Raw genomic sequence first — 26,906 nt, 5'->3', positions numbered from 1 at the left:
ATAAATGGCTGCTGAGAATGCTGCTGGAAATGGTGGTCAGACCGCTGGTGAATACATCGTTCACCACTTGACGCATTGGCGTAACAAAGAACTGGTTGGCCCGTTCGACCTGAGCGTCATCAATATTGACTCGACGATTTTCAGTATCTTGCTGGGCGTGATCGGCTGCTTCCTGCTCTGGAAGGCCGCCCGCAAAGCCACCTCCGGCGTGCCCGGCCGCTTCCAGGCTGCCGTCGAAATCCTGGTCGAAATGGTCGACGCACAAGCCAAGGGCATCGTTCACAACGCCGAGAGCCGCAAGCTGGTGGCTCCGCTGGCCTTGACCGTGTTTGTGTGGATTTTCCTGCTCAACGCGATGGACTTGCTGCCGGTTGATTTGCTGCCCGCGATCTGGGCTGCCATCTACGGCGCTGCCGGACATGATCCGCACCACGCTTACATGCGCTCCGTCCCCACTGCCGACCTGTCCGTCACCATGGGCCTGTCGCTCGGCGTGCTGATTACCTGCCTGGTTTACAACGTCAAGATCAAGGGCGCGGGCGGCTGGATTCACGAGCTGTTCACGGCGCCTTTCGGCAACCACTGGGCCCTGTACCCCTTCAATTTCCTCATGCAGATGATCGAGTTTGTCGCCAAGACCGTCTCGCACGGCATGCGACTGTTCGGCAACATGTACGCTGGCGAACTGATCTTCCTGTTGATTGCCCTGATGGGTGGCGCTTTTGCCTCCGTCTCGCTGGGCACTGGTATTGCACTGGCCATCGGCCACATCATCGCAGGCTCGGCCTGGGCGATTTTCCACATCCTGATCATCACGCTGCAAGCGTTCGTGTTCATGATGCTGACCCTGGTGTACATCGGCCAGGCGCACGATCACCACTAATCAGTTGTCCCCGTTTCGTTTTTCTTTTTCTCTCGTAACCAAGTCCTAAGGAGTCATCATGGAAGTTATTAGTTTTGTCGCTCTGGCCGCCGGCCTCATCATCGGTCTCGGCGCTGTCGGTGCCTGTATCGGTATCGGCATCATGGGCAGCAAATACCTCGAAGCAGCTGCACGCCAGCCTGAGCTGATGGGCGAACTGCAGACCAAGATGTTCCTGCTGGCTGGTCTGATCGACGCGGCTTTCATTATCGGTACGGGTATTGCGCTGTGGTTTGCCACCGCCAACCCATTCCTGGCGCAAATCGCCAACCTGCCTAAGTAAGCAATCATCAAAGTCCCAAGAATGTCATTCCTTCGGGTCGGCCATCGGCTGGGCCCCAAGGGAAAGGATGAGCAGTGAGCATTACCGGTACCCTTATTGTCCAGATGATCGTGTTCCTGATTTTGGTCGGGTTCACGATGAAATTTGTATGGCCACCCATCGCGGCGGCCCTGGACGCGCGTGCGCAAAAAATCGCTGACGGCCTTGCTGCTGCCGATAAAGCCAAGTCTGAACTCTCCGTCGCCAACAAGCGCGTGGAAGAAGAACTGGCCAAGTCGCGCAATGAAGCGGCCGTGCGCCTGGCTGAAGCCGAGCGCAGGGGCCAGGCCCTGGTTGAAGAAGCCAAGGCGCGGGCAACCGAAGAAGGCAGCAAGATCATTGCCGCCGCCAAGGCCGAAGCCGAGCAGCAAACCGTCAAGGCTCGCGAAACCCTGCGTGAGCAGGTTGCCGCGCTGGCCGTCAAGGGCGCCGAGCAGATTCTGCGCAAGGAAGTCAATGCCAGCGTGCATGCCGACTTGCTGGGCCGCCTGAAGACCGAACTCTAAGCGAGCATCAATATGGCCGAACTAGCCACCATTGCCCGTCCTTACGCCGAGGCCCTGTTCAAGGCCTCCGGCTCCGACCTGGGCGGCACCGCCGTCTGGCTCGATGAGCTGGCCGCCATTGCTGCCAATGCGCAGCTGCAGCAGTTCGCCGGTAATCCCGGCGTGACTTCGGTGCAGGCGTTCGACGTGATTTCAGGCGTTGCCAAGACGAAGCTGCCGGATGCTGCGAAGAACTTCCTGCGCACCGTGATCGAGAACGGCCGCCTGAGCGTCCTGCCCGAAATCGCAGCGCAGTTCCGCACACTGAAAAATGCGCAAAGCGGTTCGTCCGATGCGACCGTCTACAGCGCTTTTGCGCTGGACGGTGCGGCACTGGCCGATCTGTCGGCAACGCTGGAAAAGCGCTTTGGCAAGAAGCTCAACCTTCAGGTTGAGCTGGAGCCGGCCCTGATTGGGGGCGTACGAGTCGTGGTGGGTGACGAGGTGCTGGACACCTCGGTAAAAGCCCGTTTAGAGCAAATGAAAGTGGCGCTGATTTCCTGAGCCCGGTGCCCAGGCGCCATTACAGGTTTTTAGCCAACAACATAGAAAGAAGGAAAGAGTCATGCAACTCAATCCCGCAGAAATTTCTGAACTGATCAAGAGCCGTATCGAAGGCCTGGCCGGTAGCAGCGACATTCGCAACCAGGGCACCGTGGTGTCCGTGACCGACGGTATCGTCCGTATCCACGGCTTGTCCGACGTGATGCAGGGCGAAATGCTGGAGTTCCCCGCAACCGCCGACGGCACCCCCACCTACGGCCTGGCGCTGAATCTTGAGCGCGATTCCGTCGGCTCCGTGATTCTGGGCGAGTACGAGCACATCGCCGAAGGCGACACCGTGAAGTGCACGGGCCGCATTCTGGAAGTGCCTGTGGGTCCTGAGCTGCTTGGCCGTGTGGTCAATGCACTGGGCCAGCCGATTGACGGCAAGGGTCCGATCAACGCCAAGATGACCGACGTGATCGAAAAGGTTGCGCCCGGCGTGATCGCCCGTAAATCCGTTGACCAGCCCCTGCAGACCGGCCTGAAGTCCATCGACTCCATGGTGCCCGTCGGCCGCGGCCAGCGCGAACTGATCATTGGCGACCGCCAGACCGGCAAGACGGCAGTGGCCATCGACGCCATCATCAACCAGAAGGGCAAGGGCGTTTCCTGCGTCTATGTCGCGATTGGCCAGAAGGCTTCCTCGATCAAGAACGTGGTGCGCGCACTGGAACAAGCCGGCGCGATGGAATACACCATCGTTGTGGCCGCTGCCGCGTCCGAGTCTGCCGCTATGCAATATGTGAGCGCCTACTCCGGCTGCACCATGGGCGAATACTTCCGCGATCGCGGCGAAGACGCGCTGATCGTGTATGACGATTTGTCCAAACAGGCTGTGGCTTACCGCCAGGTCTCGCTGCTGCTGCGCCGTCCACCCGGACGCGAAGCCTACCCCGGCGACGTGTTCTATCTGCACAGCCGTCTGCTTGAGCGCGCAGCCCGCGTGAACGAGAAGTATGTTGAAGACTTCACCAAAGGCGCCGTCAAGGGCAAGACCGGTTCGCTGACCGCGTTGCCGATCATTGAAACGCAAGCCGGCGACGTGTCCGCTTTCGTTCCGACCAACGTGATCTCGATCACCGACGGCCAGATCTTCCTGGAAACCAGCCTGTTCAATGCCGGTATTCGTCCCGCCATTAACGCCGGTATCTCTGTGTCTCGCGTCGGTGGTGCCGCCCAGACCAAGTTGATCAAGAACCTCTCCGGCGGTATCCGTACCGACTTGGCCCAGTACCGTGAACTGGCTGCCTTCGCGCAGTTCGCTTCCGACCTGGACGAAGCCACCCGCAAGCAGCTGGACCGCGGTGCCCGCGTGACCGAACTGCTCAAGCAGGCCCAGTACTCGCCTTTGTCCATTTCCAACATGGGCGCCACGCTGTTCGCCGTGAACAAGGGCTTCATGGACGATGTGGAAGTCAAGAAGGTCCTGGCTTTCGAGCACGGCCTGCATGCCTTCCTGAAGGACAAGAACGCGGCCCTGATGGCCAAGCTCGAAGCCAACAAGGCCATGGACAAGGACGCTGAGGCGGAACTGAACGCGGCTGTGACCGAGTTCAAGAAGTCGTTTGCCTGATCTCGCCTGACGCACCGTCAAGCAAGTAATTAAGCAACCCTCAGGAACCCCTTAGGAATCCATATGGCAGCAGGCAAGGAAATACGCGGCAAGATCAAATCGGTGGAAAACACCAAGAAGATCACCAAGGCCATGGAGATGGTGGCCGCCTCCAAGATGCGCAAGGCGCAGGAGCGGATGCGCGCTGCCCGTCCTTACAGCGACAAAATCCGCAATATCACGGCCAACCTGAGTCAGGCCAACCCCGAATACACCCATGCGTTCATGGAGTCCAACGACGCCAAGGCCACCGGGTTCATCGTGGTGACGACTGACAAGGGCTTGTGCGGCGGCATGAACACCAACGTGCTGCGTGCCGTCACCGGCAAGCTCAAGGAAGTGCAGGCCGCGGGCCATGATGCGAAGGCAGTGGCCATCGGTAACAAGGGCCTTGGTTTTCTGAACCGGGTCGGCGCCAAGGTGGTGTCGCATGCGACGCAACTGGGCGACAAACCGCACCTGGAAAAGCTGATCGGTCCCGTCAAGGTCCTGCTCGACGCATACAGCGAAGGCAAGATCAACGCGGTGTACCTGTGCTACACCAAGTTCATCAACACCATGCGCCAGGAGCCTGTGGTCGAGCAGCTGCTGCCTTTGACGGCCGCACACCTGCAGGCCGACAAGGACCAGCACGGCTGGGACTACATCTACGAGCCCGATGCGCAGACCGTCATTGACGACCTGCTGATCCGCTACGTGGAAGCACTGGTGTACCAGGCGGTTGCCGAAAACATGGCGTCCGAGCAGTCTGCCCGCATGGTGGCCATGAAGGCCGCAACGGACAACGCCGGCAGCGTGATTGGCGAACTCAAGCTGGTTTACAACAAAACGCGTCAAGCGGCGATCACGAAAGAACTTTCGGAAATCGTTGCCGGTGCTGCAGCGGTTTAAACCGCGATTCAAGATTTAAAGAACGGAAAAGGATCCAGTCATGGCTCAAGCTCAAGGCAAGATTGTTCAGTGTATCGGCGCTGTGGTTGACGTGGAATTTGCGCGCGACCAGATGCCGAAAATTTACGACGCGCTCAAGATGGAAGGCTCTGCGCTGACCCTTGAAGTGCAACAGCAGCTGGGTGACGGCATTGTGCGCACCATCGCACTGGGCACGTCCGACGGCTTGCGCCGCGGCAACGTTGTGTACAACACCGGCGCCAACATCACGGTTCCCGTGGGCAAGGCCACGCTGGGCCGCATCATGGACGTGCTGGGCGCGCCCATCGACGAGCGCGGCCCGGTCGACCAGACCCTGACCGCACCGATTCACCGCAAGGCACCTGCTTACGACGAACTGTCGCCATCGCAGGAACTGCTGGAAACCGGCATCAAGGTGATCGACCTGGTTTGCCCGTTCGCCAAGGGCGGCAAGGTGGGCCTGTTCGGCGGCGCCGGCGTCGGCAAGACCGTGAACATGATGGAACTTATCAACAACATCGCCAAGGCGCACTCGGGCTTGTCGGTGTTTGCCGGTGTGGGTGAACGTACCCGCGAAGGCAATGACTTCTACCACGAGATGGCCGACTCCGGCGTCGTGAACCTCGAGAACCTCGGCGAATCCAAAGTGGCAATGGTCTACGGCCAGATGAATGAGCCCCCAGGAAACCGTCTGCGCGTGGCGCTGACCGGCCTGACCATCGCCGAGTCCTTCCGTGACGAAGGCCGTGACGTGCTGTTCTTCGTGGACAACATCTACCGCTACACGCTGGCCGGCACCGAAGTGTCCGCGCTGCTGGGCCGTATGCCTTCCGCCGTGGGTTACCAGCCTACGCTGGCCGAAGAAATGGGCCGCCTGCAAGAGCGTATTACCTCCACCAAGGTCGGCTCCATCACTTCCATCCAGGCCGTTTACGTTCCTGCCGATGACTTGACCGATCCGTCGCCTGCCACTACCTTTGCCCACCTTGACTCCACCGTGGTGCTTTCGCGTGACATCGCTTCGCTGGGTATTTACCCCGCCGTGGATCCGCTGGACTCCACCAGCCGCCAGCTGGACCCGAACGTTGTGGGCGAAGACCACTACGCCACGGCCCGCGCCGTGCAAGGCACGCTGCAGCGCTACAAGGAACTGCGCGACATCATCGCGATTCTGGGTATGGACGAGCTGGCCCCTGAAGACAAGCTCGCCGTGGCCCGCGCCCGCAAGATCCAGCGTTTCCTGTCGCAGCCTTTCCACGTTGCTGAAGTGTTCACCGGTTCGCCCGGCAAGTACGTCAGCCTGGCTGAAACGATTCGCGGCTTCAAGATGATTGTGTCCGGCGAGTGCGATCACCTGCCAGAGCAAGCGTTTTACATGGTCGGCACCATCGACGAAGCTTTCGAAAAGGCGAAGAAGGTCTAAGGCTCGCGCCTCAACACTTTTTCCATTTAAGGAACGCTTATGTCAACAACCATCCACGTCGACGTCGTCTCTGCGGAAGAGTCCATCTTCTCGGGTGAAGCGCGCTTTGTGGCCTTGCCCGGCGAGGCTGGCGAGCTGGGGATCTACCCGCGCCACACGCCGCTGATCACACGCATCAAGCCCGGCGCCGTGCGCATTGAAAAAGCCGACGGCAGCGAAGAGTTTGTGTTCGTGGCCGGTGGCCTGCTCGAAGTGCAACCCAACTGCGTGACGGTGCTCAGCGATACCGCGATTCGCGGCAAGGATCTGGACGAGACCAAGGCCAGCGAAGCGAAGGCTGCTGCCGAAGAAGCGCTGAAGAACGCGAAGAGCGACATCGACATCGCCATGGCGCAATCCGAACTGGCCGTAATGGCCGCGCAGATTGCTGCCTTGCGCAAATATCGCCAGAAAAAATAAGAACTCGTGGTGGCTTCGGCCATCCACTGCAGCCGTCGCAGGTTGCATCAAGCCCCTGTCGCAAGCCAGGGGCTTTTTTATTGGCCGGTCCGTGCACGCGGGGCATGCAGAAGTGCGGCGTTTCCAGCAATGTAAGCCCTTGCTGACAGCACAAGCACCTTTACCCGCTCAGCACATCCTGGGCCGACAGCACTAGGATAGAAGCTTCACGCGCACGCGGGGCCCGCGCCGGGCTTACGCATCGCGCGACGGACGTAACCTGAGCTAACCAGAGCTGCACGAAAGCACCCAACGCATGGACCTGATCGTCGCCAGGCCTGAGGGCCTGTACTGCACCGCGGGTGATTTCTATATCGACCCGTGGCGGCCCGTGGGGCATGCGGTGATCACGCATGCCCACTCCGACCACGCACGGACCGGCCACGCCAGCTACCTCGCGCACACCGACAGCGAAGGCATTTTGCGGACCCGGCTGGGCGAGATCAATCTGCAGACCCTGCCCTACGGTGAGACGCTCGAGCGCAACGGTGTGCGCATTTCGCTGCACCCGGCCGGCCACGTGCTGGGTTCGGCGCAAGTCCGGGTTGAACACCGCGGTGAAGTCTGGGTGGCATCCGGCGACTACAAAACAGAAGCCGACGGCACCTGCACGCCCTTCGAGCCGGTTCCCTGCGACACCTTCATCACCGAGTCCACCTTCGGGTTGCCCATTTACCGTTGGCCCACGCAGCAAGCGCTCTTCGCCGAGATCAACGCCTGGTGGCAGCGCAATGCCGACAAGGGCCGCGCGTCGGTGCTGCTGTGCTACGCCTTCGGCAAGGCGCAGCGCATCCTGCACGGGGTGAACAGCGCCATCGGGCCCATCGTCGTGCACGGCGCGGTGGAGCCCCTCAATGCGGTATACCGCGCGGCCGGCGTGCCCCTGCCGCAAACCCTGCGCGTGACGGACCCCGGCGTCACGCCGCAGTTGCTCAAACGCGCCCTCGTGCTGGCGCCGCCCTCAGCCCAGGGCACACCCTGGATGCGCCGCTTCGGCAGTTATTCGGACGCTTTTGCCAGCGGCTGGATGCAGTTGCGCGGCACGCGGCGGCGGCGCGGTGTGGACCGCGGCTTTGTCATGTCCGACCACGCCGACTGGCCAGGCCTGCAAAGCGCGATCGCAGGCACTGGCGCCGAGCGCGTGATGGTCACGCACGGCAGCGTGGCCGTGCTGGTTCGCTGGCTGACTGAAAACGGCTTGCAGGCCGAGGGCTTCAAGACCGAATACGGCGATGAGGATGTGAGTGACAAGGCTGCCACCGCTGCTCAGCCTGAGCCCGCAGCTGCTCCTGCTGACGAAACCGGCGCATGAAAGCCTTTGCCGCTCTCTACAGCGAACTGGACGCCACCACATCCAGCCTCGCCAAGCAGGCGGCGCTGCAGCGCTACCTGCAAACTGCGCCGGCTGCCGATGCCGCATGGGCGGTGTACTTCCTGGCCGGCGGCAAGCCGCGCCAGTTGGTGCCCACCAAACTGCTGCGCCTGCTCGCGCAAGAAGCGGCGGGCCTGCCCGAATGGCTGTTTGACGAAAGCTACGAAGCGGTCGGCGATCTCGCCGAAACGATCTCCCTCCTTTTGCCGCCGCCCACCGAGCAGCACGATCTCCAACTCGCAGAATGGATAGAGCAACACCTGCTGCCGCTGCGTGCATTGGGCAAAACCGATCCCGACAAACTCCCCGGCGCCCTGCGTGCGCAATGGCGACGCCTTGCCCCCGAAGAGCGCCTGGTCTACTTCAAGCTGATGACGGGCAGTTTCCGCGTGGGTGTGTCACGCCTGCAGGTCACCCAAGCACTCGCCGCAGTGGCCGGCATTGATGCCAAGCGCGTCGCGCAGCGCCTCATGGGCTACACCCATATCACCGGCCAGCCCACGGCGGCTGACTACGCTGTGCTGATCGCCGCCGAGAGCAGCGGTGAACTCAACCAGAAAACCAGCGGCCAGCCTTACCCGTTCTTTCTGGCACATCCCTTCAATCTCGGTCTCGACCAGTTCGATGCGGTGCTCGGCCCGCCGGCCGACTGGCTGGTGGAATGGAAGTGGGACGGCATTCGCGCCCAGCTTGTCAAGCGGGCGGGCCAGGTGTGGCTGTGGTCGCGCGGGGAAGAGCTGGTCACCGACCGCTTTCCCGAACTGGCTTTGATGGGCGAAGCACTGCCCGATGGCACCGTGCTGGACGGAGAAATCGTGGTCTGGCGCGAAGGCAAGGTTCAGGCTTTTGCCGAACTGCAAAAACGCATTGGCCGCAAGACGCTGGGACCCAAATTGTTGAAGGACATCCCCGTGGTGCTGCTGGCTTACGACGTGCTCGAGTGGCAGGGGTGTGACCTGCGCACCGCACCCCAGGCCGAACGCCGCGTGCTGATGGACGAACTCGTCACGCAGCTGCAGCATCCGCAACTGATCGCCAGCCCCATGCTCACCGGTGAAAGCTGGCAGGACCTGGCACGCCAGCGCGAGGCCGCGCGCAGCATGGGCGTCGAAGGCATGATGCTCAAGCAGCGGCACGCCGCTTACGGCGTTGGCCGCACCAAGGATGTGGGCACCTGGTGGAAGTGGAAGATTGACCCGCTCAGCATTGACGCCGTGCTGATCTACGCGCAGCGCGGCCACGGGCGGCGGGCCAGCCTCTACAGCGACTACACCTTTGCGGTGTGGGACGGGCCGCAGGCGCAGGCCGATCGCAAGCTCGTGCCCTTTGCCAAGGCTTACTCCGGCCTCACTGACGAAGAGATGGGCCGCGTCGATGCGGTGATCCGCAAAACGACGGTGGAGAGTTTCGGCCCGGTGCGCAGCGTCAAGCCCACGCTGGTGTTTGAGTTGGGCTTTGAAGGCATTGCCCGCAGCAGCCGCCACAAAAGCGGAATTGCCGTACGGTTTCCACGCATGCTGCGCTGGCGCGAAGACAAGCCGGTCGACGAGGCCGACACCCTGGAGACGCTCGCCGCGTTGCTGCCCTCATGAGCCAGAACACTGCGGTGAAAAAAGCACTGGCGGAGTGGTTTGCTGCGCGTGGCTGGAAGCCCTTCAAATTCCAGCGCGATGTGTGGAAGGCCATTGCCGACGGCGAGTCTGGCCTGCTGCATGCCACCACCGGCGCCGGCAAGACCTATGCGGTGTGGCTGGGTGCTTTAATGGCTTTTATGCCTGCAGCCAAGGCGGGGATTGGGCGAGTAGCTCCTGAATTAATAGCAAACACCGGACGCAGAAGAAACATCCCGGCCCAGGCCTTGACCGTCCTGTGGATCACGCCGATGCGCGCGCTTGCCGCCGACACGCTGCGCGCATTGCAACAGCCCCTGGAAATTCTGAACGGCCTGCGCCGCGATGACGGCTCGCCGCTCCTCGCCGCCTGGACTGCCGGCGCACGCAGCGGAGACACCGCGGCCGCTGAACGTTCGGCGCAAAACCAGCGCCTGCCGACTGTGCTGGTCACCACACCGGAAAGCCTGTCGCTGCTGCTGGCGCGTGCGGATGCCAAAGAGGTGCTGGGCAGCGTGAAGATGGTCGTCGTCGATGAATGGCATGAACTGCTGGGCAACAAGCGCGGCGTGCAGGTGCAACTCGCCCTGGCCCGCTTGCGCCGCTGGAATCCGGCGCTCAGCACATGGGGAATGTCGGCGACGTTGGGTAATTTGCAAGAGGCGATGCAAACATTGCTCGGCCACACCGGCGGCACCTTGGTCCAAGGCCAGGTGCCCAAGAAGCTCGTCGTCGATTCACTGCTGCCAAGCCGCGCCGAGCGCTTTCCCTGGGGCGGGCACCTGGGGCTGACCATGCTGCCGCAGGTGATTGCAGAAATCGCCGGCAGCAGCACCACGCTGGTCTTCACCAACACGCGCTCACAGTCGGAGATCTGGTACCAGGCGCTGCTGGAAGCCAAACCCGAATGGGCCGGTTTGATCGCACTGCACCACGGCTCGCTCGACCGCGAAGTGCGCGAATGGGTCGAGGCAGGCCTGAAGAGCGGCGAACTCCGCGCCGTGGTCTGCACCTCCAGTCTCGATCTGGGCGTGGACTTCCTGCCGGTGGAGCGTGTGCTGCAGATCGGCTCACCCAAAGGCGTCGCGCGGCTGCTGCAGCGCGCCGGGCGCTCCGGTCACGCGCCCGGCAGGCCCTCGCGCATCACGCTGGTGCCCACACACAGCATCGAGATCGTGGAAGGCGCCGCGGCGCGCGCCGCCATCGCGGCCGGCCATATCGAGGCACGCACCTCGCCCCTGCAGCCGCTCGATGTCCTGGTGCAGCACCTCGTCACGGTGGCGCTGGGTGGCGGCTTTGTGCCCGACGCGCTGTATGAAGAAGTGCGCGGAACAGCCGCCTATGCCCAGCTCTCGCGCGAAAGCTGGGAATGGTGCCTGTCCTTTGTCCGGCAGGGCGGGCCTTCGCTGGCGGCCTATCCGGATTACCGGCGCGCCGTGCCGGATGAAGAAGGCGTCTGGCGCGTGCCTGACGCGCGGCTTGCGCGGCGCCATCGCATGAACATCGGCACCATCGTCAGCGACGCCAGCATGTCGGTGCAGTACCTCGGCGGCGGCAAGATCGGCAGCGTCGAAGAAAGTTTTGCGGCCAGACTGAAGCCTGGCGACTGTTTTTTGTTCGGCGGCCGTCTGCTCGAGCTGGTGCGCATCCACGACATGACGGCGTGGGTGCGGCGCGCCAGCGGCAAGCGGCCCGCGGTGCCGCGCTGGAACGGCGGGCGCATGCCGCTGTCGACCACGCTGGCCGATGCGGTGGTCCAGCAGCTCGCGCTGCCAGGGGAGGGCCGCTACGACACGCCCGAGCTGCAGTGCGTGCGGCCGCTGCTCGACATCCAGCAGCAGTGGTCGGCGCTGCCGACACCGCAGACGCTGCTGGCCGAGACATTGAAGACACGTGAAGGCTGGCACCTGTTTCTGTATCCGTTTGCAGGCCGCCATGTGCACCTGGGCCTGGCCAACCTGATCGCCTGGCGCGTGGCCCAGCATGCACCGCGCACCTTCTCCATCGCGGTCAATGACTACGGCTTTGAGTTGCTCTGCGCGACCGAGGTCGACTGGCCTGCGGTGTTGCCCCAGGTGCTCGTGGCGGGCCACGATGACGTGGGGCGCGATGCCATTGCGGCTGAAGGTGCTGAAGGCGGCGGGCACACGGCGCTGTTGCATGAGGTGCTGCAGAGCCTGAACGCCAGCGAACTGGCGCAGCGCCGCTTTCGCGAAATCGCGCGCGTGTCGGGCCTGATCTTCCAGGGCTATCCGGGTGAAAAGCGCAGCAACAAACAACTGCAGGCTTCGTCGTCCCTGTTCTGGGAAGTGTTCCGCAAGTACGACCCGGCCAACCGGCTGCTGATGCAGGCGGAGCAGGAGCTGCTGGCGCAGGAGCTGGAAATCGGCCGCCTGCGCAGCAGCCTGGCGCGCATGAACACGCAGCAACTGGTGCTCAAGGCGCTGGAGCGGCCGACGCCGTTTGCCTTTCCGCTGATGGTGGAGCTGTTTCGCGAAAAGCTCACCAACGAAAATCTGGCCGACCGCATCTCGCGCATGGTCGATCAGTTGGAGAAAGCCGCCGGCGGCGCGATGTTGGCCGGCGATGTCGAGCGCGTCAAGGGAACGCTGGCATTCGGGCAGGAAGGCGCTTCTTCGGGCGGCGGCAAAGGCACAAGCCGCCCGCGCCGTGAACGTAAACCCTCCAGGCCGCTGCCGCTGTTGTGACGTTTTGATGTTGTGATGATGGATGCCCACACCACGCCGCCCGGCAAGCCCTTGCCGGTGGATTACGCCGGCGAAACCGTCTGGCTGCTGCCCGAGCGCGCATTGTGGTGGCCGGCCGGCCGCGTGTTGTTCGTCGCAGACCTTCACCTCGGCAAAGCCGCCACCTACCGCGCGCTGGGGCAGCCCGTGCCTGCCGGCACCACACGCGAGAACCTCGCGCGCTTGAGCCGCCTGCTGCAGCACTACCAGCCTCTGCAAGTGGTCTTCCTCGGCGATTTTCTGCATGCGGCCCAGGCGCGCACGCCCTCCGTGCTGAATGGTTTGAGGGCCTGGCGTGAGCAGTTTGCGGCGCTTGAGTGCGTGCTGGTGCGCGGCAACCACGACAGCCGCGCCGGTGACCCGCCGCCGTCGCTGGGCATTCATGGGGTGAACGAGCCTTACCTGGTCGGGCCGTTTGCCGCCTGCCACCATCCGCAACTGCATGCCGGGCAGCCCGTGCTGGCCGGCCACCTGCATCCCGTGCTGAACCTGCGGGGGCCGGGCCGGGACCACCTGCGCCTGCCCTGCTTTTGTATCGAAGCCGGCCTGGCCATCCTGCCGGCATTTGGCGAATTCACCGGCGGCTGGAGTGTCGCGCCCCAGGCGGGGCGGCAGCTTTACCCCGCCGGCGGGCAGGCCGTGTGGCGGCTGCCGCAGGCCTGAGTTCGCCGCCGCTGTCTCGCTGGGTTTTTCAAGCCTTTTAGGCCTCTAGCCCAATCTGCGCTTAGACTTGTCGCTATTAAATTAATAGCGTTCCGGCGGGATCCGGGTTGAAAACCGGAAAGCTCCAGCCCTGCCTTGCCCTAACGATCAGCTGGGTTGACGCATCCGCTTGATGCGTTAGCCCAGCCCCGCAGGTATGGCAAGTGGGGACATCGCTGAAGGCGAGCACCGGATGTGGCGCAAACGCGTCAAGTAACAACTCGACACCCTAAATGACAGCGGGGACCGCCTGCCGCACCTTATCGTCAGCACAGGATTTCAACCGAATGGACGAGGTGACAACATGAACAGCATGCTGGACAGTCTGATGTGGGGGGACGAAGCCTCGTCCCAACCCGGCAAGGCAGACCCACGCAAGAGATGGGTGCGCCGTGCGTTCCTGGTGCTGACGGCGCTGTTTGCCCTGGCTGTCTTGATGTCGTACTGAACGGCGGGTTTACGAAAGCCCCGCCGCCGGCACTTGCGGTTACTGCAGCTATTGCAGCTATTGCAGCAGCGGCGTGTCAGGCAGTTCGTTCGGGTTGTCCGGTGAGGGCTCTTGCGCAAAATGCGCCATCAGCACCGCAGAGGTTTCTTCCAGCGCCTGCGTGAGGCCATCTTCATAACGCCCCTCCCGAAATGCACCGGCCATGCGCGTCACCATCGCCTGCCATTGCGTCGGGCCCACATGCCGCGCCACGCCGCGGTCGGCCACGATCTCAATCGCATGCTCGGCCAGCAGGACATAAATCAACACGCCGTTGTTGTGCTCGGTGTCCCACACGCGCAGCTTGCCGAACATGGTGACCGCGCGCTGGCGCGTCAGCTGGCTGATGGACTGGTGCTTGCCCAGCCGCCACAGGTAACTCATGGGCAGTGAGGCTTCCACGCAGATGCGGATTTCACCGCTGTGCCGCCGCTCGCTGGCCGCCACGCGCTGCGCCAGGCGCTTGAGCATGTCGGGCGCAATGGCGCGCTTCGCATCGGACGCGTCCAGCCACAGGTGCTTGATGAAGGTGTTGAGCTTGCCGAGCATGATGCCTACCAGTCTCCTGACGCGCCGCCGCCGCCAAAGTCGCCACCGCCGCCGCTGCTGAAGCCGCCGCCATCGCTGCTGCCGCTGCTCCAGCCGCCACCACCACCGCCGCCAAAACCGCCGGTTGTCCAGCCACCCGATGAGCGGCCGCCGCGGCCCCCCAGCGCGCCCAGGCTGGCCACCAGCGCGAATACCGTCCCCACCAGAACCGCCAGGCCGGCCACGATCAGGCTGCTGGTGAACACCCATGCCAGCACGCCGACCACGCCGCCGGTGGCGATGGAGCCAAACTTGCGACCGAGAATGCCGGCCGCGATACGCCCGCCGATCGGCACGGCGAAAAAGAGGAAGACCGCCAGGTCCGTCCATTCAAAACCGTCATTGCCACCACCGGTGCCGCGTTGCTCCGGTGCCGGCAGGTTCTCGCCGCTGATCAGGGCGATGAGCTGGTCCGCCGCGGCATCCAGCCCGCCGGCATAGTCACCCTGCTTGAAGCGCGGTGTGATGGCGGTGTCGATGACCTGGCGTGCCGCCAGGTCGGGAATCGCGCCTTCCAGTGCCTTGGTGGTTTCGATGCGGACTTTGCGGTCGTTTTTGGCGACCACCAGCAAGAGGCCGTCGCCGATGTTTTTGCGCCCGATCTTCCAGGTATCACCTACACGCTGCGCGTAGGCGGCAATGTCTTCGGGTTGCGTGGTGGGCACGATGAGCACCACGACCTGCGCGCCGCGGCTTTGCTCAAAGGCGGTGAGCTTGGCTTCGAGCGCGCCGCGCTGTGCGGCGTCCAGCGTGCCGGTGCTGTCCATGACATGCGCCGTGAGCGGGGGGACGGGCTGCACGCCTTGCGCCCACGCCGCCAGCGGCAGCCAGGCGGCCAGCAGCAAAGCCAGCGCCAGGGCCAGCATCAGGTGGGCGCCGCGGTCAACCGTCAAAAAAGAACCCGCCTGTGGCTGCACGGCCAAATCCGGTGCTGCTTATTTCTTGTTGAAATCGACGACCGGAGGTGTGGAGATCTGCGCTTCGTTGGCAACCGTGAAATTCGGTTTGACCTGGTAGCCGAACACCATGGCCGTCAGGTTGTTCGGGAAACTGCGTGCGAGCACGTTGTACTCCTGCACGGTCTGGATGTAGCGGTTGCGTGCCACGGTGATGCGGTTCTCGGTGCCTTCAAGCTGCACGCGCAGGTCGCGAAATCCCTGGTTGGCCTTGAGGTCGGGGTAGCGTTCGCTCACCACCATCAGGCGGCTCAGCGCGCTGCCCAGTTCACCCTGCGCCGCCTGGAACTTGCTGAAAGCGGCCGGGTCGTTGAGAGTTTCAGGCGTGACCTGGATGGAGGTGGCCTTGGCGCGCGCCTCGACCACCTTGGTCAGCGTGTCCTGCTCGAAAGCGGCTTCGCCCTTGACGGTGGCCACGATGTTGGGCACCAGGTCGGCACGGCGCTGGTATTGGTTCAGTACTTCAGACCAGGCTGATTTGGTCTGCTCATCCAGGCGCTGGAAGTCGTTGTAGCCGCAGCCCGTCAGCAGCAGGCCCAGGAAGCTGACGATCATCAAATTGAAGAAGCGGGATTTCATGGCAGTACCTTCCAAAAATGCAAGCTGCAACACTAACATAGTCGAATGTCCCTGCACGCTCATTCACCTGCTTCGCCAGGCGCCGGCAGTCCGCTGCAGGCATTGCAGGCTTCCTTGCGTCCAGCCTCTGCCGTTGCTGCCAAACCGCGCCTGCTGGTTGCCGGGGCTACGGGTGTGCTGGGCAATGAAGTACTGCGCCGCCTGGTCGGCAGCGGCCGTTACGCCCATACCGAGGTGCTGGCGACCGAGGCCATGGCCACCAGTTTGTCGGGTGTAGGCATTGCACTGGCAGAGATCCCTGCACCTATCGCGGCGTGGGCCGCGCGGCCTTTGCCCGCGCACACCGGCCTCATCATGTTCGAGCCGCCGCGGCTGTACTACGGACGTGAGCGCACGCTCTGGACGCCGACACCGGCGCAAATGCCCGAGCTGGCCCGCTGGCTCAGGCGCTGCGGTGTGCAAACACTGGTCGTTGTGGTGCCCCACGCACCGGGCCGGCTGCCGGATGCGCTCAAACGCGGCCTGGCCGACCTGGACGAGCACGCGATTGCGTCGATGGGTTTTGAGCGCGTGTTGCTGGTGCGTTCGGCGCGCAAAGCGCAGGCCGTGCAAAGCCGCAATGTCTTTGAACGCACCGCGGCATGGATGCTGTCCGTCCTCAAGTTCATGATCCCTGCGGCCGAGCAGCCGGTGCGACCCGCCAAGCTTGCTGAATTTGTCGACACCGCGCTGGCGATGCTGCCGCCGGGGACCCACGTGGCCGCGCCAGAATTGCTGTGGCAGGCCAACCAGAGCAGCGCTGCCGGATGGGGCGGAAAGCCTGGTGACGCGAAAGGCAGCGGCCACAGCATGCGCGAGGTCGTCCGGGCATGGCTTGCTGCAACGCACAATCCCGCGCAGAATCCGACAACCGATTCCACAACAGACACCGTCTCTCCCCGATAGCCCCCATGCCCAAACCCAAAGTCCCACCTGCCAGCGCCGGCAATGCCGATGACATCGAGGCGGCTTTTTACGAAGCGCTGCAAAACGGCGATATCGAAAAACTCATGGCCTGCTGGGGTGATGACGACGACATCGTGTGTGTGCACCCCGGCGGCGCCCGCCTGGTAGGGCCTGCGGCCATACGCGCGACCTTCGACGCGATGTTCTCCAACGGCACCATCCGCACGCAGCCCATCAAGGTCCGCAAGGTGGAAACCATGAGTGCCAGCGTGCACAGCGTGCTCGAACGCATCGAGGTGCTCACCGAAGAAGGCCCGCGCCACGCTTACGTCATCGCCACCAATGTCTATCACAAGACCGCGCAGGGCTGGCGCATGGTGGCCCACCATGCCAGCCCCGGCACGCCGCGCGAGATGCAGGAAGTGTCGGAAACGCCGACCGTTCTTCACTGATGCCTGTTCGCGTGGAGCCGGCCATGAACTACATCGCGCCATGGTGGCTGCCCGGCGGCAACCTGCAAACCATCTGGGCCGCCTTGCGTTCGCGCCGCTTCCTCGGCCCGCAGCCGGTGTTCCGGCGCGAGCGGTGGACGACGCCGGACGAAGATTTCGTCGACGTCGACTGGCTGGATGATGCCCCCACGCTTGTCACTGCGTGTACTACGCTGCCCCCCGGGGGGGCTGGCCTTGCTTGGGGCGGCCCGGCGCAGCGGCCTTCGGCTGCTCAGCGCCCGCTGCTGGTCGTGTTTCACGGCCTCGAAGGCTCATCGGCCAGCCACTATGCCGAAGCGCTTGCCGACGCGGCCCGGGAGCGCGGCTGGGCTTGCGCCATTCCGCACTTTCGCGGCTGCTCAGGAGAGCTCAACCTGGCGCCGCGCGCGTACCACTCGGGCGATTTTGCTGAAATCGACTGGATATTGCGGCGCTTTGCGCAGCAGCACAGGGGGCCTGTCGTCGCCGTCGGCATTTCGCTGGGCGGCAACGCGCTGATGCGCTGGGCCGGCGAGGTTGGCGCCGAGGCGCGCCAGGTGGTGGCCGGCATTGCTTCGGTGTGTTCGCCGCTGGACCTCACCGCCAGCGGCTGGGCCATAGGCCGCGGGTTCAACCGGCAGGTCTACACGCGCATGTTCCTTAAAACCATGGTGCCCAAGGCGCTCCAGAAACTCGAGCAGCACCCGGGGCTGTTTGACCGCGAACGCCTGCTGGCCGCGCGCGACCTGTACACGTTTGACGACGTTTTCACCGCGCCGGTTCACGGCTTCAAGAACGCCGACGACTACTGGTCGCGGGCTTCCGCCAAACCCCACCTGCACAGGATTGCCGTGCCCGCACTGGCCTTGAACGCATTGAACGACCCCTTTGTGCCGGCCGCCAGCCTGCCCCAGGCAACAGACGCTGGCAGCCACGTCACGCTGTGGCAGCCGGCGCAGGGCGGGCATGTGGGGTTTCCTTCGCCGCCCTTCCCGGGGCATGTGCGCGCCATGCCCGACGCGGTCACCGCATTCCTGGCTGCGCACCTGTGAATCGTCATAACCCTGTGCGTCTTGCGCACTTACACCGCGGCGCAAAATAGCTTTATGGATGACATCGTTCGCCAGGCCATCGCGAAATGGCCCAACGTACCCGATTGCTACGGCTGGCTCGGCCTGGACGCGCGCGGCAACTGGTACATGCGCGACGACAGGGCGCAGGCTGCCGGGCCCTTTGGCGGCGTTCCGGGCGCGGAAGCCGCGCGCAATGCGGCGGCCAAAGGCTCGCTGCTCAAACACGACAAGCTGATCGACTTCATCCAGCGCAACTATGAGAGCGACGCCGGCGGCCGGTGGTTTTTCCAGAATGGGCCGCAGCGTGTGTACGTGGAGCTGCAGGCCGCGCCGTGGGTCTGGCGTATCGGCCCGGCGCCTTCTTTCGCGGTCACGGCGCACACCGGGCAAAGCGCGCGCGCGCAGCGCTGCATCGTGGACGAAGCCGGCCGGGTGTACCTGGAGACCGACCTGGGCTTTGGCCTCGTCCACACCCAGGACATGACACACGCCGCCGATGCGGTGGAGCAAGGCCTGTGGGTGCCTGAAGAATGCCCTGCGGGTGATTTGCCGGCGCGGTTTGGCTATGTGCGCAGTCCTGAGGCACTACAAAAAAGATAGCGGCTTGCGCATACCCCTATTGGGCTTGAGCCTCTTTTTCCTTAAAACCAATAAAAAAGCCGGTCAATGACCGGCTTTTTTTTGTTTGAGATTGCACCCCTGATTCGAAGGCTTATTTGGATGCGTTAACCATGTATTGCACCACTGCCTTGATTTCGCTGTCTGGCGCGGTGGATCCGCCCTTTGGCGGCATAGCGCCTTTGCCCTTGATGACGCTTGCGGTCAACGCATCGACGCCGGCCGCAATGCGGGGTGCCCAAGCGGACTTGTCGCCGAGTTTGGGTGCGTTGGCTACACCGGCCACGTGGCAGGCGGCGCAGACCTGGCCATACAGGGCAGGCACAGCAGCGCCGGAGGTGGCTGGTGCGGCGCCAGCAGCCGGAGCTGCCGTTTTGTTGGCAGCGGCCAGCGCAGCCACCACATCAGCAGACGGTGCGGTTGCTGCAGCCGTAGCACCCGCAGCAGGTGCTGCTGCAGCTGCCGGGGCAGCCGGCTCGGCAAACTTGCCGCCGGCGGCTGCCGTCATGTAGACCACGGCCTTGCCGATTTCAACATCTTCAAAGTCGCCGCCGCCCTGTGCGCCCATCGCGCCTTTGCCCTTGAGGGCCGAATGCCAGAGGGCATCGAAGCCAGTCTTGATGCGTGGGGCCCAGGCGCCGGCGTCACCGAACTTGGGAGCACCTGCCGCGCCAACCGCATGGCATGCGGCACATTGCGCCTTGTAGACTTCTTCGCCCGACTTGAGGGGGCGGTTTGCGTCACGGATTTCAACCATGCCAATTTTCTGAATCCGCTGGGCCACCGCCTGTGCGCTTTCGTCGGAGCCCGGCGCGGTCTTGTTGCCTGAAGCAACGTAGTAGACCAGCCCGATGATGGCGAAAACGGGGACAACAAAAGAGAAAAAAACCGCTGCCAGCAGCTGCTGGGGCGTCTTGATCGGGCCAGTGTGGGCTTCTTCGTGGGCCGTGGTGTGGTCGTTTGCGCTCATGGCGTCCTCAAAAACTTTAAATCGGGGGGCTATCGCGGGGCTGATCGTGGCATCTGCTCAGCAACCTCACATTATAGCCGGGGGGCCCTGATTGCCGTGGCCGCGCCGCACCGGCTGGTAGAATCGATTTCTTTCCTGTGCGATGCAGACCACACGCACAGTGCAAAGACACTGCAAAGCCCCGCTTTCACATCAGTGAGAAAGGGCGCAAGTCAGTTTCCAGCGTTGCGGCTGTAGCTCAGTGGATAGAGTATTGGCCTCCGAAGCCAAGGGTCGTGGGTTCGATCCCCGCCAGCCGCACCAATCACCATAGCCTGGCTCATGCCCTGCCTCGGCATTAAATATAGCCAGCCCCTGTGGATTCAGGGCAAAATGCCTCGATTATTTGCACAGTCACCACGGCAAAGTCTGTAGCTGCCCGCATTCCCCGGCGCAGTTTTTCCCCTGGTCGGGGCTTGCCGTTCAACCACGCGAGCCGGGATTTTCCATATCTCCTCCCATGAGAACCCGCCACATCGAAGTTCTGCAGGCTATCTTGCGCACGGGCACCATCAGTGGGGCCGCGCGCCTGTTGCATGTCTCGCAGCCTGCCGTGACCAAGGCGTTGCAGCATGCGGAAGCGACGGTGGGGTTTGCCCTCTTCAACCGGGAAGGCAAGCGGCTGGTGGCGACCAAGGAGACACACGCGCTGGCACCGGTTGTCGAGCAAGCCACCGGTGGCCTGGACGCCGTGCGCGAGCTGGCCCGCAACCTCAAGCTGGGCGCCGACAAGGCCGTGCGGGTGGCCGCAGTGGCGTCGCTGGCCAACAGCGTGCTGCCGTCTGCGCTGCTGGCGGCCCGAAAGCTGTTTCCCAAAATGCGCAGCGAACTCAACACCGGGCACACCGAAGACATGATGCAAAAGCTGCTCATGCACGAAGTGGACATGGCCATCGCCTTTGACCCGCCGCTGCATCCTTCGCTGGACTGCATCGAGATCGGCCATCTGCAACTGGTGGCCGCGAGCCTGCCGGCCAGGCTCGGCAAATATGCACGCAACAAATCCATCTCCGCGGAAGCGCTGGCCACCATGGAGCTGATCGAGCTCTCCGGTAAAGATCCGCTGGGCCGTATTTACTCGCGTTATGCCAACCGCTTTAACTGGCAGCAAGGCAAGACCGCCGTGCGCACCTACCAGATGGCGGTGCGCCTGGCGGAGCTGGACCAAGGCGTGGCGATTGTGGATTCGGCCAGCGCCAATTTCTTCTCCGACAAGCTCAAGGTTCTGCCGCTGGAGCCGCGCGCCGAATTTCCGGTCTGCGCCATGTACCTCAAGGCGGCGGCGGTGACTGACATCATGCGCGCGCTCACGGCATGCGTAGGCGACGAGCTCCAGAAGGTACAAGACGCCACCTGGCAGCCTCGCGCCTGAGAAGCCGCTCTTTTTTAATGCTGGCTTGATGTGCTGGCCTGAACCAGGCTACGGCCGCGCAGGCGTTCGACCACCAGCCGTGCGGCGACGAGGTCGCTGAGACCCACACCGACAGCCTTGAAGAGAATGATTTCTTCAGGCGTGCGCCGCCAGGGTTCATCGTCGGCCAGCAGTTCCGGCAAGTCCCTGATTTGCGTTGCGTCCAGGCTTTTGTCGGCCATCCCGATCACGATCTCGCCAGCCTCCACCAGGCTTTGCGGCTTCCATTCGACGATCACGCGATCGCTGCGCGCACGGCTAACCTGGTCGATCTCCGTGCCGCTGGGCAGGCTGGTGCCCACGGCGCAAATGCTCGCGCCACGCTTGAGCCAGGCGCCGTCAAACAGGGGCTGCTTGGAGCGCGTGACGGTGACGATGAGGTCCGCGCCGGTGACAGCCTCTTGCGGCGCCACCTGGTGCACCTGCGTCTTGTAGCGGGCGGAAAGCGCAGCGCAGGCGTGCGAAACGTCGGCGGTATCCACAACCGCGATTTCGGAAAATCCCATGGTCTCCTGCAGCGCCTCAAGATGGGTGCGGCCTTGCAAGCCCAGTCCGAAAAGCGCCATTTTTTGGGCGCGCGGCGCGGTGATTCTTTGGGCGACCCAGACTGTCATCGCCGCAGTCCGGGCGCGGGTAATTTCCGACGCCGGCATCACGTGGTGCGTCTGCTCATTGAGGTCGAACAGGTTGAGCAGGAAATCAAACCGGCCGTTGAGGCTGGTGTAGGTCTTGTACGCGGCGACCGCGCGGCTTTCCCATATCGCGCCCATGCCGCTGAGTTTCCAGTTGCCGCAGTCGATGCGCTGGCGCGCCTGTATGGCCGCGTCGCCGGTGCGCAGAGACTCAAAAGCGTGCGGCAGGTCGCGCAGAACGTCGCGCCATCCGATGGCATCGCTGACGTCGTCATCTGTGTAGGTATGAATCATCGGGTCTTTCAGAGGTCTGGAGTTTTTTGTCGAGGTGAATCGATCGAAGGCCATCCTAAGTTCGGGCAGCAGTGAAGCCTTATCAAATTTATGCGAGGCCGATAACCTGAAGTTATGGGCCACTCGGGCGCGCGTGCATAGTCGCGCTGCAGATGGCGCTTGAGAGGCTTGACGCAACCCGGCCTTGCCAGACATGATCAAGACGAGCCCGGTGGTTTCATTGCTTCCGGACCGATGAGTTATTTGTGCCCTTGTGAAAGTAGACCCATGAATACAGTTGCCATCCCGGCTGCGGCTCCCGCTCTCCTGCGCCGCACTTCCCGATCTTTGACCATGGTTTTTTCCTGGCTTGCGCTGTTGCTGGCGGCATCGGCGGCCTGGGCGCAAAAAACCGAAACCGTTAATTTCACCAGCGAAGACGGCAAAACCCAGTTGGTGGCCTATATGTACCTGCCGTCGACCCCGGGTCCGCATCCGGCTGTCGTGATGCTGCACGGGCGGGGCGGCCTTTACTCAACGCTGAAGCAGACGTTTGATGGCGACTCGCTGTCTTCGCGCCACGTCATGTGGGGCAAGTTCTGGGCCGAGCGCGGTTATGTCGGCCTGCTGGTCGACTCCTTTGGCCCGCGCGGTTATGCACGTGGATTCGAGGCCGGCACCAACGACGGCAGCCGCCCGGCCAGCGTCAATGAAATCACCATACGCCCGCTCGACGCCTACGCCGCGCTGAAATTCCTGCGCAATCGCCCCGATGTCATCAAGGACCAGGTGTTTTTGCAGGGATGGTCCAACGGTGGAAGCACCGCCTTGTCCGCAGCGTCCACCCGGGCGCCTGGCATTTCGGCGCCTACCGAGGTCACGGGATTCAGGGCGTTTTTGAGCATGTACCCTGCCTGCGCACAAGTCATGCGCCAGTTCTCCGAGTCGTACAAAAGCTACGCGCCCATGCTGCTGTTGATCGGCACCGATGACGAAGAAGTCAAGCCTGAACGGTGCGCGCAGATTTCAGACATCGCCAAACGCAACGGCAGCGACTGGCAGTTCGTGCTCTATCCCGGCGTGGAGCACTCTTACGACACACCCACCAAAAAACGGGAATCCGTGGAAGCCAACAAACTGGCCGCGATTGACAGTAAAAAGCGTGCGGAAGAGTTCTTCAGGAGATTCACCCGTTAATCCGGGTTTATGCATCAAATAGCCCTCTAGCCCATAACTGGTATGGGCTTGTTGCTATTAAAAAAGGAGCGCCTGGGCCGGCTGGACTGACACCTGCGCACGGTGTCACGACGAGCTTGAACCAGCGCGCCGCCGTGGTGCGATCACCACGGACCGCACGCCTTGAATCCCTCCTCTATCGCAACGGCCGGCCGCACGTCGCCGGCGTTCCCGCGCGGTTTTGCCGTGGGACTGGCCTTGCCGCAAGACCCCCTGCGCTACTTTTATGAGGTGATAAATAACCTCAGGTTATGGATATGGGCGGGTATTTCGAACTGGCGATTTCGCGCGATTCCCCGTCCAATACCCGTCAGGGGAGCAGGTCTTGATGCACGGCGCGATGCGGCCGCCGGCCTTTCAAAATACAGATGCAAGCAATCAACGTAAAAAGATCCAGGGGCCACCCGTTCAAACCCAGCGTGATCGGCGGTTTGCTGGCCTTGTCCGGGTACGGTGTCTTTGCCCAGGTACCCGATGCGGGCCGGATGCTGGAGTCCATCCGGGAGCGCACGCCGGGCCAGAGCAACCCCGCGCCGACGGATACACCGGCGGTGATCGAGCGGCCCGCCGAGGAAAGAAGTGCACCCGTATCTGCGGCCGGCGCGCGCGTGGTCGTGACGCAGTTCGAATTCAGCGGCAACGACTCCATCGACGCACAGACACTGGCTGCGCAACTCGACGACCTCACAGGCCGCGAAATCGGGTTTGCCGCGCTGACCGAAGCCGCTGCCCGCATCACCCGCTTCTACCGGTCGCAGGGCTACCTGGTGGCGCGTGCCAACCTGCCCGCGCAAGACATTGCCAACGGAGCCGTAAAGCTGGAGATCCTTGAAGGCCGGCTCGGCACCGTCAGGGTTGAGCCCGCCAAAAACGTGCGCCTGGACGAAGGCGTGATTCGCCGATTCATCGACGACCTGGTTCCGGGCGCCGTGATCCGCGAGTCAGTGATTGAAAGATCCTTGCTGCTGCTGACGGATATTCCGGGCATCACCGTACGCTCCGTGCTTCGCGCCGGCGCGCAGCCGGGCACCGCGGACCTGGTGGTGCGCGTGAGCGAAAGCGCGCTGGCGCAGGCAAGGTTCGGGTTTGACAACCAGGGCAACAGCTACACCGGGCGCAACCGACTGACCGTGGAGCTGTCGGCCAATGACTGGCTGGGCCTGGGGGATGCATGGAGCGTGCGGGGCCTCACCACCTTTGAAGGCCTGACGGCCCAGACGCTCGGCGTCTCGGTGCCGGTCGGCGGCTCCGGCCTGCGCGCGGGCCTGGGCTACACCAACCTGCTGTACAAAATAGGCCGGGACTTCGCCCCACTCGATGCCAGCGGCGAGGGGCAAAGCGCCAGCGCGTTTGTGTCTTATCCTTTTATTCGCGGCAGGCAGGCCAACCTCACGGGCCAGCTGACGCTGGAGCAAAAATCCTATATCGACCGGATTAACCAGGCCGGACTGGACGTCAAGAAGTCGACTTCGGTCAGCCGCTTCGATGTGTATGGCGACTGGCGCGACGGTCTGGCCGGAACCGCCGCGTTGACGCACTACGCGCTGGGCTTGACCCGTGGCAAGCTCAGCCGCGACTCCATCGCCGATGCGTCGTTTGATGACCGCTCGGCCAGGACGGCCGGCAACTTCCATAAAGTGAACTGGTCCCTGTCCCGCTTGCAGGCCTTGCCGGGCGGGTTCACGTTCTATGCCTCCTTCTCGGGGCAGCGCGCCTCCAAAAACCTGGACTCTTCCGAAGAGTTTTTTTTGGGAGGCCCGAGCGGTGTGCGTGCCTATCCGCAAGGCGAGGGCGCCGGCGACGAGGGCTGGCTTTCAAGGCTGGAACTCCGGCGCGCGCTGGGCCGCGTGGGCGGTTTCGGTGTGGAAGGGTTTGTCTTCTACGATGCGGGCCGCGTGCGGATCGACAAAAATCCCTGGGACCCCGCACAGGTGAACAACCACAGGAGCCTTCAAGGCGCCGGCCTCGGGCTGATCCTGACGCGGCCCAAAGCCTTGACTGTGAGCGTGGGCCTGGCCTTCAAGCCTTCAGGCACGCCCAGCACCATCGAGGCGTCCCATAACCCGACCCTGTGGGTGCAGCTCAGCGGTGCGCCGCAGGCCTTCGCGGGCCTGTCATCGGCGCTGGCGGACGATCCGGAATTGAGCCAGGACAGGTTTGAGGTCTTCGGTGGTTTCGGCCTCGAGTTCGAACGGGTCAGCCGTGATGGCGCGACGGATGCCGGTCCGCGCGGCGCCACCCAGTCGGCCACGCCGACCGGCAGGCAGCTTCCGCCCTACATGCGCTACAGCGATCCGTCCTCCTCGATTGGCGTACGCGGTGCATTGGGCCTGGGCGATGGGCTGGAAGCTTTCTGGCAGGTCGAGGCCGGCGTCGCATACAAGTACGTGCCCAAGACCGGCCCCAGTTCTTCGCGGCCGGAGTCCAACGCCGCCACCACTTTGCAGGACGCGGGCGTGGGTTTGCGCAGCGCCGACTGGGGTTCGGTGCGCTACGGGCAGTGGACCATGCCGTTTCGCGACATGACCGCGAAGTTCGATCCTTTCAACGACTACGGCATAGGCGGCGCAGGCGGCATCATCGGATCGCCGGGTTTGGGCGTGGGCTCTTCCAGCTCGGCCGGGCCGGTCACCGAAGTGGGCGACGCGAACAATGACGATGCGGCTTTCATACGGCGGCAGCCCGGTGTGTGGCAGTACGCCACGCCGGAATGGAAGGGCTTGTCCGCGCGCATCGCTTACTCCAACAACGGACGCAGGGCGGCGCCCGACATCGGCGCGGGTTCCATCTGGGGTCTGAGCGGCGCCTATGTGAACGGCCCGCTCAAACTCGGCATCGCCTACGAGCAGCACAACCAGTACTTCGGCATCGCCAGCCTGGGCCGCAACAACCGCGGTGTCGGGTCTTCCGCCACGGCGGTGACGCAAGGCACCTCGTCGCGTGACTGGGCCGTCAGCTTTGGCGCCAGCTACACGCTGGGCGCGACAACTTTTTCCATGCTCCTCGACAAGCTGTCTTACTCCGAGTCGGATGTCATTCCCGGCAACACGGTGCTCGACCTGCAGAGCTACCGCCGCAGGGCGCGCCTCTTTGGCGTGACGCACACCATCGGGCGTTGGGAGCTGCGCGCGAGCGCGGGCCGCGCCTCCGCCGGGAGCTGCGACGTGGTGTCAAACGACCCGGCCTTGCGCGCCTGCTCGACTGCAGGTCTGGGTGCAACGATGGTTGCGTTTGGGTTCAACCGGCCCATTAACAAGAACCTCAGCTTCTACGGAACGTTCTCCCGCATCCGCAATGACGGCTCGGCTGGCTACAACTTCCGCACCGGTGCGGTGTTTGCCTCTGCCGGCAACTCGCCCGGCGTAGGCGCCGACGTTCTCGGTTATGGGCTGGGTTTCAAGTACAGGTTTTGAGAAAG

25 protein-coding genes and 1 tRNA gene are annotated in these 26,906 nt (G+C 63.4%); 21 read left to right on the top strand and 5 right to left on the bottom strand.

Annotated elements, in window-relative coordinates; all coding sequences use genetic code 11:
- The first annotated feature begins 4 nt into the window (after positions 1-4).
- From atpB to DT070_RS21220, 13 genes are all read left to right on the top strand, one after another.
- Complete coding sequence (gene atpB, locus DT070_RS05090) at positions 5-883, top strand: F0F1 ATP synthase subunit A (protein WP_122954422.1); 879 nt, start codon at positions 5-7, stop codon at positions 881-883.
- A 58-nt stretch (positions 884-941) separates the two neighbouring features.
- Positions 942-1,205, top strand: coding sequence for a F0F1 ATP synthase subunit C (gene atpE, locus DT070_RS05085; RefSeq protein ID WP_007868969.1), 264 nt, complete (start codon positions 942-944; stop codon positions 1,203-1,205).
- 74 nt (positions 1,206-1,279) lie between these two features.
- Positions 1,280-1,750, top strand: coding sequence for a F0F1 ATP synthase subunit B (locus DT070_RS05080; protein ID WP_092130341.1), 471 nt, complete (start codon positions 1,280-1,282; stop codon positions 1,748-1,750).
- A 12-nt stretch (positions 1,751-1,762) separates the two neighbouring features.
- Entirely contained in the window at positions 1,763-2,293 is a 531-nt protein-coding gene (locus tag DT070_RS05075; protein ID WP_122954421.1) for a F0F1 ATP synthase subunit delta, read from the top strand.
- Positions 2,294-2,354: 61 nt separating this feature from the next.
- On the top strand, positions 2,355-3,908 hold the full coding sequence (atpA, locus tag DT070_RS05070; RefSeq protein WP_122954420.1) for a F0F1 ATP synthase subunit alpha: 1,554 nt from the start codon (positions 2,355-2,357) through the stop codon (positions 3,906-3,908).
- Between the two features lie 63 nt (positions 3,909-3,971).
- The gene (atpG, locus tag DT070_RS05065) at positions 3,972-4,838 is read left to right on the top strand and encodes a F0F1 ATP synthase subunit gamma (RefSeq protein WP_092130338.1); all 867 of its coding nucleotides are present in this window, start codon (positions 3,972-3,974) and stop codon (positions 4,836-4,838) included.
- Positions 4,839-4,878: 40 nt separating this feature from the next.
- Positions 4,879-6,282: a F0F1 ATP synthase subunit beta gene (atpD, locus tag DT070_RS05060; RefSeq protein ID WP_092130337.1), complete on the top strand. Its 1,404-nt coding sequence runs from the start codon at positions 4,879-4,881 to the stop codon at positions 6,280-6,282.
- 39 nt (positions 6,283-6,321) lie between these two features.
- Complete coding sequence (locus DT070_RS05055; protein ID WP_092130336.1) at positions 6,322-6,741, top strand: F0F1 ATP synthase subunit epsilon; 420 nt, start codon at positions 6,322-6,324, stop codon at positions 6,739-6,741.
- 295 nt (positions 6,742-7,036) lie between these two features.
- Positions 7,037-8,092 carry a ligase-associated DNA damage response exonuclease gene (locus DT070_RS05050; RefSeq protein ID WP_122954419.1) on the top strand — a complete coding sequence of 352 codons (1,056 nt, stop codon included), beginning with the start codon at positions 7,037-7,039 and terminating at the stop codon, positions 8,090-8,092.
- Positions 8,089-9,744, top strand: a complete 1,656-nt coding sequence (locus DT070_RS05045) for an ATP-dependent DNA ligase (protein WP_122954418.1) — start codon at positions 8,089-8,091, stop codon at positions 9,742-9,744. Before DT070_RS05050 ends, DT070_RS05045 begins: the two co-directional genes overlap by 4 nt.
- Complete coding sequence (locus DT070_RS05040; protein WP_122954417.1) at positions 9,741-12,470, top strand: ligase-associated DNA damage response DEXH box helicase; 2,730 nt, start codon at positions 9,741-9,743, stop codon at positions 12,468-12,470. The genes DT070_RS05045 and DT070_RS05040 overlap by 4 nt, the downstream gene beginning before the upstream one ends.
- Positions 12,471-12,485: 15 nt before the next feature.
- Entirely contained in the window at positions 12,486-13,172 is a 687-nt protein-coding gene (pdeM, locus tag DT070_RS05035; protein ID WP_206074055.1) for a ligase-associated DNA damage response endonuclease PdeM, read from the top strand.
- Between the two features lie 343 nt (positions 13,173-13,515).
- Complete coding sequence (locus DT070_RS21220) at positions 13,516-13,659, top strand: hypothetical protein (RefSeq protein WP_153976287.1); 144 nt, start codon at positions 13,516-13,518, stop codon at positions 13,657-13,659.
- Between the two features lie 57 nt (positions 13,660-13,716).
- On the opposite strand, the gene DT070_RS05030 is transcribed toward DT070_RS21220, so the two are convergent.
- The 3 genes from DT070_RS05030 to DT070_RS05020 all read right to left on the bottom strand — a co-directional run bounded on the left by DT070_RS05030 (position 13,717) and on the right by DT070_RS05020 (position 15,821).
- A complete protein-coding gene (locus DT070_RS05030) occupies positions 13,717-14,247 on the bottom strand; it encodes a TPM domain-containing protein (RefSeq protein ID WP_122954416.1) in 531 nt (176 codons plus the stop codon).
- A 5-nt stretch (positions 14,248-14,252) separates the two neighbouring features.
- Positions 14,253-15,152, bottom strand: a complete 900-nt coding sequence (locus DT070_RS05025) for a YgcG family protein (protein WP_122957260.1) — start codon at positions 15,150-15,152, stop codon at positions 14,253-14,255.
- 69 nt (positions 15,153-15,221) lie between these two features.
- Complete coding sequence (locus DT070_RS05020) at positions 15,222-15,821, bottom strand: LemA family protein (RefSeq protein ID WP_194965958.1); 600 nt, start codon at positions 15,819-15,821, stop codon at positions 15,222-15,224.
- A 45-nt stretch (positions 15,822-15,866) separates the two neighbouring features.
- Here DT070_RS05020 and DT070_RS05015 point away from each other — a divergent pair, with 45 nt between their 5' ends.
- The 4 genes from DT070_RS05015 to DT070_RS05000 are packed head-to-tail and all read left to right on the top strand — an operon-like array spanning position 15,867 to position 18,909.
- Entirely contained in the window at positions 15,867-16,766 is a 900-nt protein-coding gene (locus DT070_RS05015; protein WP_122954415.1) for a hypothetical protein, read from the top strand.
- A gap of 5 nt (positions 16,767-16,771) precedes the next feature.
- Positions 16,772-17,218: a nuclear transport factor 2 family protein gene (locus DT070_RS05010; RefSeq protein ID WP_122954414.1), complete on the top strand. Its 447-nt coding sequence runs from the start codon at positions 16,772-16,774 to the stop codon at positions 17,216-17,218.
- A gap of 23 nt (positions 17,219-17,241) precedes the next feature.
- The gene (locus DT070_RS05005; RefSeq protein ID WP_122957258.1) at positions 17,242-18,288 is read left to right on the top strand and encodes a YheT family hydrolase; all 1,047 of its coding nucleotides are present in this window, start codon (positions 17,242-17,244) and stop codon (positions 18,286-18,288) included.
- Positions 18,289-18,342: 54 nt separating this feature from the next.
- Positions 18,343-18,909, top strand: coding sequence for a DUF2946 family protein (locus DT070_RS05000; protein WP_122954413.1), 567 nt, complete (start codon positions 18,343-18,345; stop codon positions 18,907-18,909).
- 112 nt (positions 18,910-19,021) lie between these two features.
- On the opposite strand, the gene DT070_RS04995 is transcribed toward DT070_RS05000, so the two are convergent.
- A complete protein-coding gene (locus tag DT070_RS04995) occupies positions 19,022-19,897 on the bottom strand; it encodes a cytochrome c5 family protein (RefSeq protein WP_122954412.1) in 876 nt (291 codons plus the stop codon).
- Positions 19,898-20,124: 227 nt separating this feature from the next.
- On the opposite strand from DT070_RS04995, the gene DT070_RS04990 reads away from it, so the two are divergent.
- Both DT070_RS04990 and DT070_RS04985 read left to right on the top strand, forming a co-directional pair.
- A tRNA-Arg gene (locus DT070_RS04990) sits at positions 20,125-20,200 on the top strand.
- 196 nt (positions 20,201-20,396) lie between these two features.
- On the top strand, positions 20,397-21,308 hold the full coding sequence (locus tag DT070_RS04985; RefSeq protein WP_122954411.1) for a LysR family transcriptional regulator: 912 nt from the start codon (positions 20,397-20,399) through the stop codon (positions 21,306-21,308).
- Between the two features lie 14 nt (positions 21,309-21,322).
- Here the strand turns inward: DT070_RS04985 and DT070_RS04980 are convergent, their stop codons facing one another.
- A complete protein-coding gene (locus tag DT070_RS04980; RefSeq protein WP_164483714.1) occupies positions 21,323-22,273 on the bottom strand; it encodes an ornithine cyclodeaminase family protein in 951 nt (316 codons plus the stop codon).
- A gap of 333 nt (positions 22,274-22,606) precedes the next feature.
- Between DT070_RS04980 and DT070_RS04975 the strand changes: the two genes are divergently transcribed.
- A complete protein-coding gene (locus DT070_RS04975; RefSeq protein ID WP_164483713.1) occupies positions 22,607-23,449 on the top strand; it encodes a dienelactone hydrolase family protein in 843 nt (280 codons plus the stop codon).
- Between the two features lie 407 nt (positions 23,450-23,856).
- Entirely contained in the window at positions 23,857-26,901 is a 3,045-nt protein-coding gene (locus tag DT070_RS04970; RefSeq protein WP_122954409.1) for a ShlB/FhaC/HecB family hemolysin secretion/activation protein, read from the top strand.
- Positions 26,902-26,906 lie beyond the last annotated feature (5 nt).

The sequence above is a fragment of the Polaromonas sp. SP1 genome (assembly GCF_003711205.1).
Lineage (GTDB): Bacteria > Pseudomonadota > Gammaproteobacteria > Burkholderiales > Burkholderiaceae_C > Polaromonas.
Note: the sequence above shows the minus strand (reverse complement) of the source record. Positions and strands in the feature narration are given on the sequence as shown.

What these genes read in the sequence shown, in the direction of transcription:
- DT070_RS05050 (WP_122954419.1), top strand. Translation starts at nt 7,037, where the DNA reads ATGGACCTGATCGTCGCCAGGCCTGAGGGCCTGTACTGCACCGCGGGT.
- DT070_RS21220 (WP_153976287.1), top strand. Translation starts at nt 13,516, where the DNA reads ATGAACAGCATGCTGGACAGTCTGATGTGGGGGGACGAAGCCTCGTCC.
- DT070_RS05055 (WP_092130336.1), top strand. Translation starts at nt 6,322, where the DNA reads ATGTCAACAACCATCCACGTCGACGTCGTCTCTGCGGAAGAGTCCATC.
- DT070_RS05075 (WP_122954421.1), top strand. Translation starts at nt 1,763, where the DNA reads ATGGCCGAACTAGCCACCATTGCCCGTCCTTACGCCGAGGCCCTGTTC.
- DT070_RS04975 (WP_164483713.1), top strand. Translation starts at nt 22,607, where the DNA reads ATGGTTTTTTCCTGGCTTGCGCTGTTGCTGGCGGCATCGGCGGCCTGG.
- DT070_RS05045 (WP_122954418.1), top strand. Translation starts at nt 8,089, where the DNA reads ATGAAAGCCTTTGCCGCTCTCTACAGCGAACTGGACGCCACCACATCC.
- DT070_RS04970 (WP_122954409.1), top strand. Translation starts at nt 23,857, where the DNA reads ATGCAAGCAATCAACGTAAAAAGATCCAGGGGCCACCCGTTCAAACCC.
- DT070_RS05000 (WP_122954413.1), top strand. Translation starts at nt 18,343, where the DNA reads ATGGATGACATCGTTCGCCAGGCCATCGCGAAATGGCCCAACGTACCC.
- atpB (WP_122954422.1), top strand. Translation starts at nt 5, where the DNA reads ATGGCTGCTGAGAATGCTGCTGGAAATGGTGGTCAGACCGCTGGTGAA.
- DT070_RS04980 (WP_164483714.1), bottom strand. Translation starts at nt 22,273, where the DNA reads ATGATTCATACCTACACAGATGACGACGTCAGCGATGCCATCGGATGG.
- DT070_RS04995 (WP_122954412.1), bottom strand. Translation starts at nt 19,897, where the DNA reads ATGAGCGCAAACGACCACACCACGGCCCACGAAGAAGCCCACACTGGC.
- DT070_RS04985 (WP_122954411.1), top strand. Translation starts at nt 20,397, where the DNA reads ATGAGAACCCGCCACATCGAAGTTCTGCAGGCTATCTTGCGCACGGGC.
- atpA (WP_122954420.1), top strand. Translation starts at nt 2,355, where the DNA reads ATGCAACTCAATCCCGCAGAAATTTCTGAACTGATCAAGAGCCGTATC.
- DT070_RS05020 (WP_194965958.1), bottom strand. Translation starts at nt 15,821, where the DNA reads ATGAAATCCCGCTTCTTCAATTTGATGATCGTCAGCTTCCTGGGCCTG.
- DT070_RS05010 (WP_122954414.1), top strand. Translation starts at nt 16,772, where the DNA reads ATGCCCAAACCCAAAGTCCCACCTGCCAGCGCCGGCAATGCCGATGAC.
- pdeM (WP_206074055.1), top strand. Translation starts at nt 12,486, where the DNA reads ATGATGGATGCCCACACCACGCCGCCCGGCAAGCCCTTGCCGGTGGAT.
- DT070_RS05005 (WP_122957258.1), top strand. Translation starts at nt 17,242, where the DNA reads ATGAACTACATCGCGCCATGGTGGCTGCCCGGCGGCAACCTGCAAACC.
- atpE (WP_007868969.1), top strand. Translation starts at nt 942, where the DNA reads ATGGAAGTTATTAGTTTTGTCGCTCTGGCCGCCGGCCTCATCATCGGT.
- DT070_RS05040 (WP_122954417.1), top strand. Translation starts at nt 9,741, where the DNA reads ATGAGCCAGAACACTGCGGTGAAAAAAGCACTGGCGGAGTGGTTTGCT.
- DT070_RS05015 (WP_122954415.1), top strand. Translation starts at nt 15,867, where the DNA reads ATGTCCCTGCACGCTCATTCACCTGCTTCGCCAGGCGCCGGCAGTCCG.
- DT070_RS05025 (WP_122957260.1), bottom strand. Translation starts at nt 15,152, where the DNA reads ATGCTGGCCCTGGCGCTGGCTTTGCTGCTGGCCGCCTGGCTGCCGCTG.
- atpD (WP_092130337.1), top strand. Translation starts at nt 4,879, where the DNA reads ATGGCTCAAGCTCAAGGCAAGATTGTTCAGTGTATCGGCGCTGTGGTT.
- DT070_RS05030 (WP_122954416.1), bottom strand. Translation starts at nt 14,247, where the DNA reads ATGCTCGGCAAGCTCAACACCTTCATCAAGCACCTGTGGCTGGACGCG.
- atpG (WP_092130338.1), top strand. Translation starts at nt 3,972, where the DNA reads ATGGCAGCAGGCAAGGAAATACGCGGCAAGATCAAATCGGTGGAAAAC.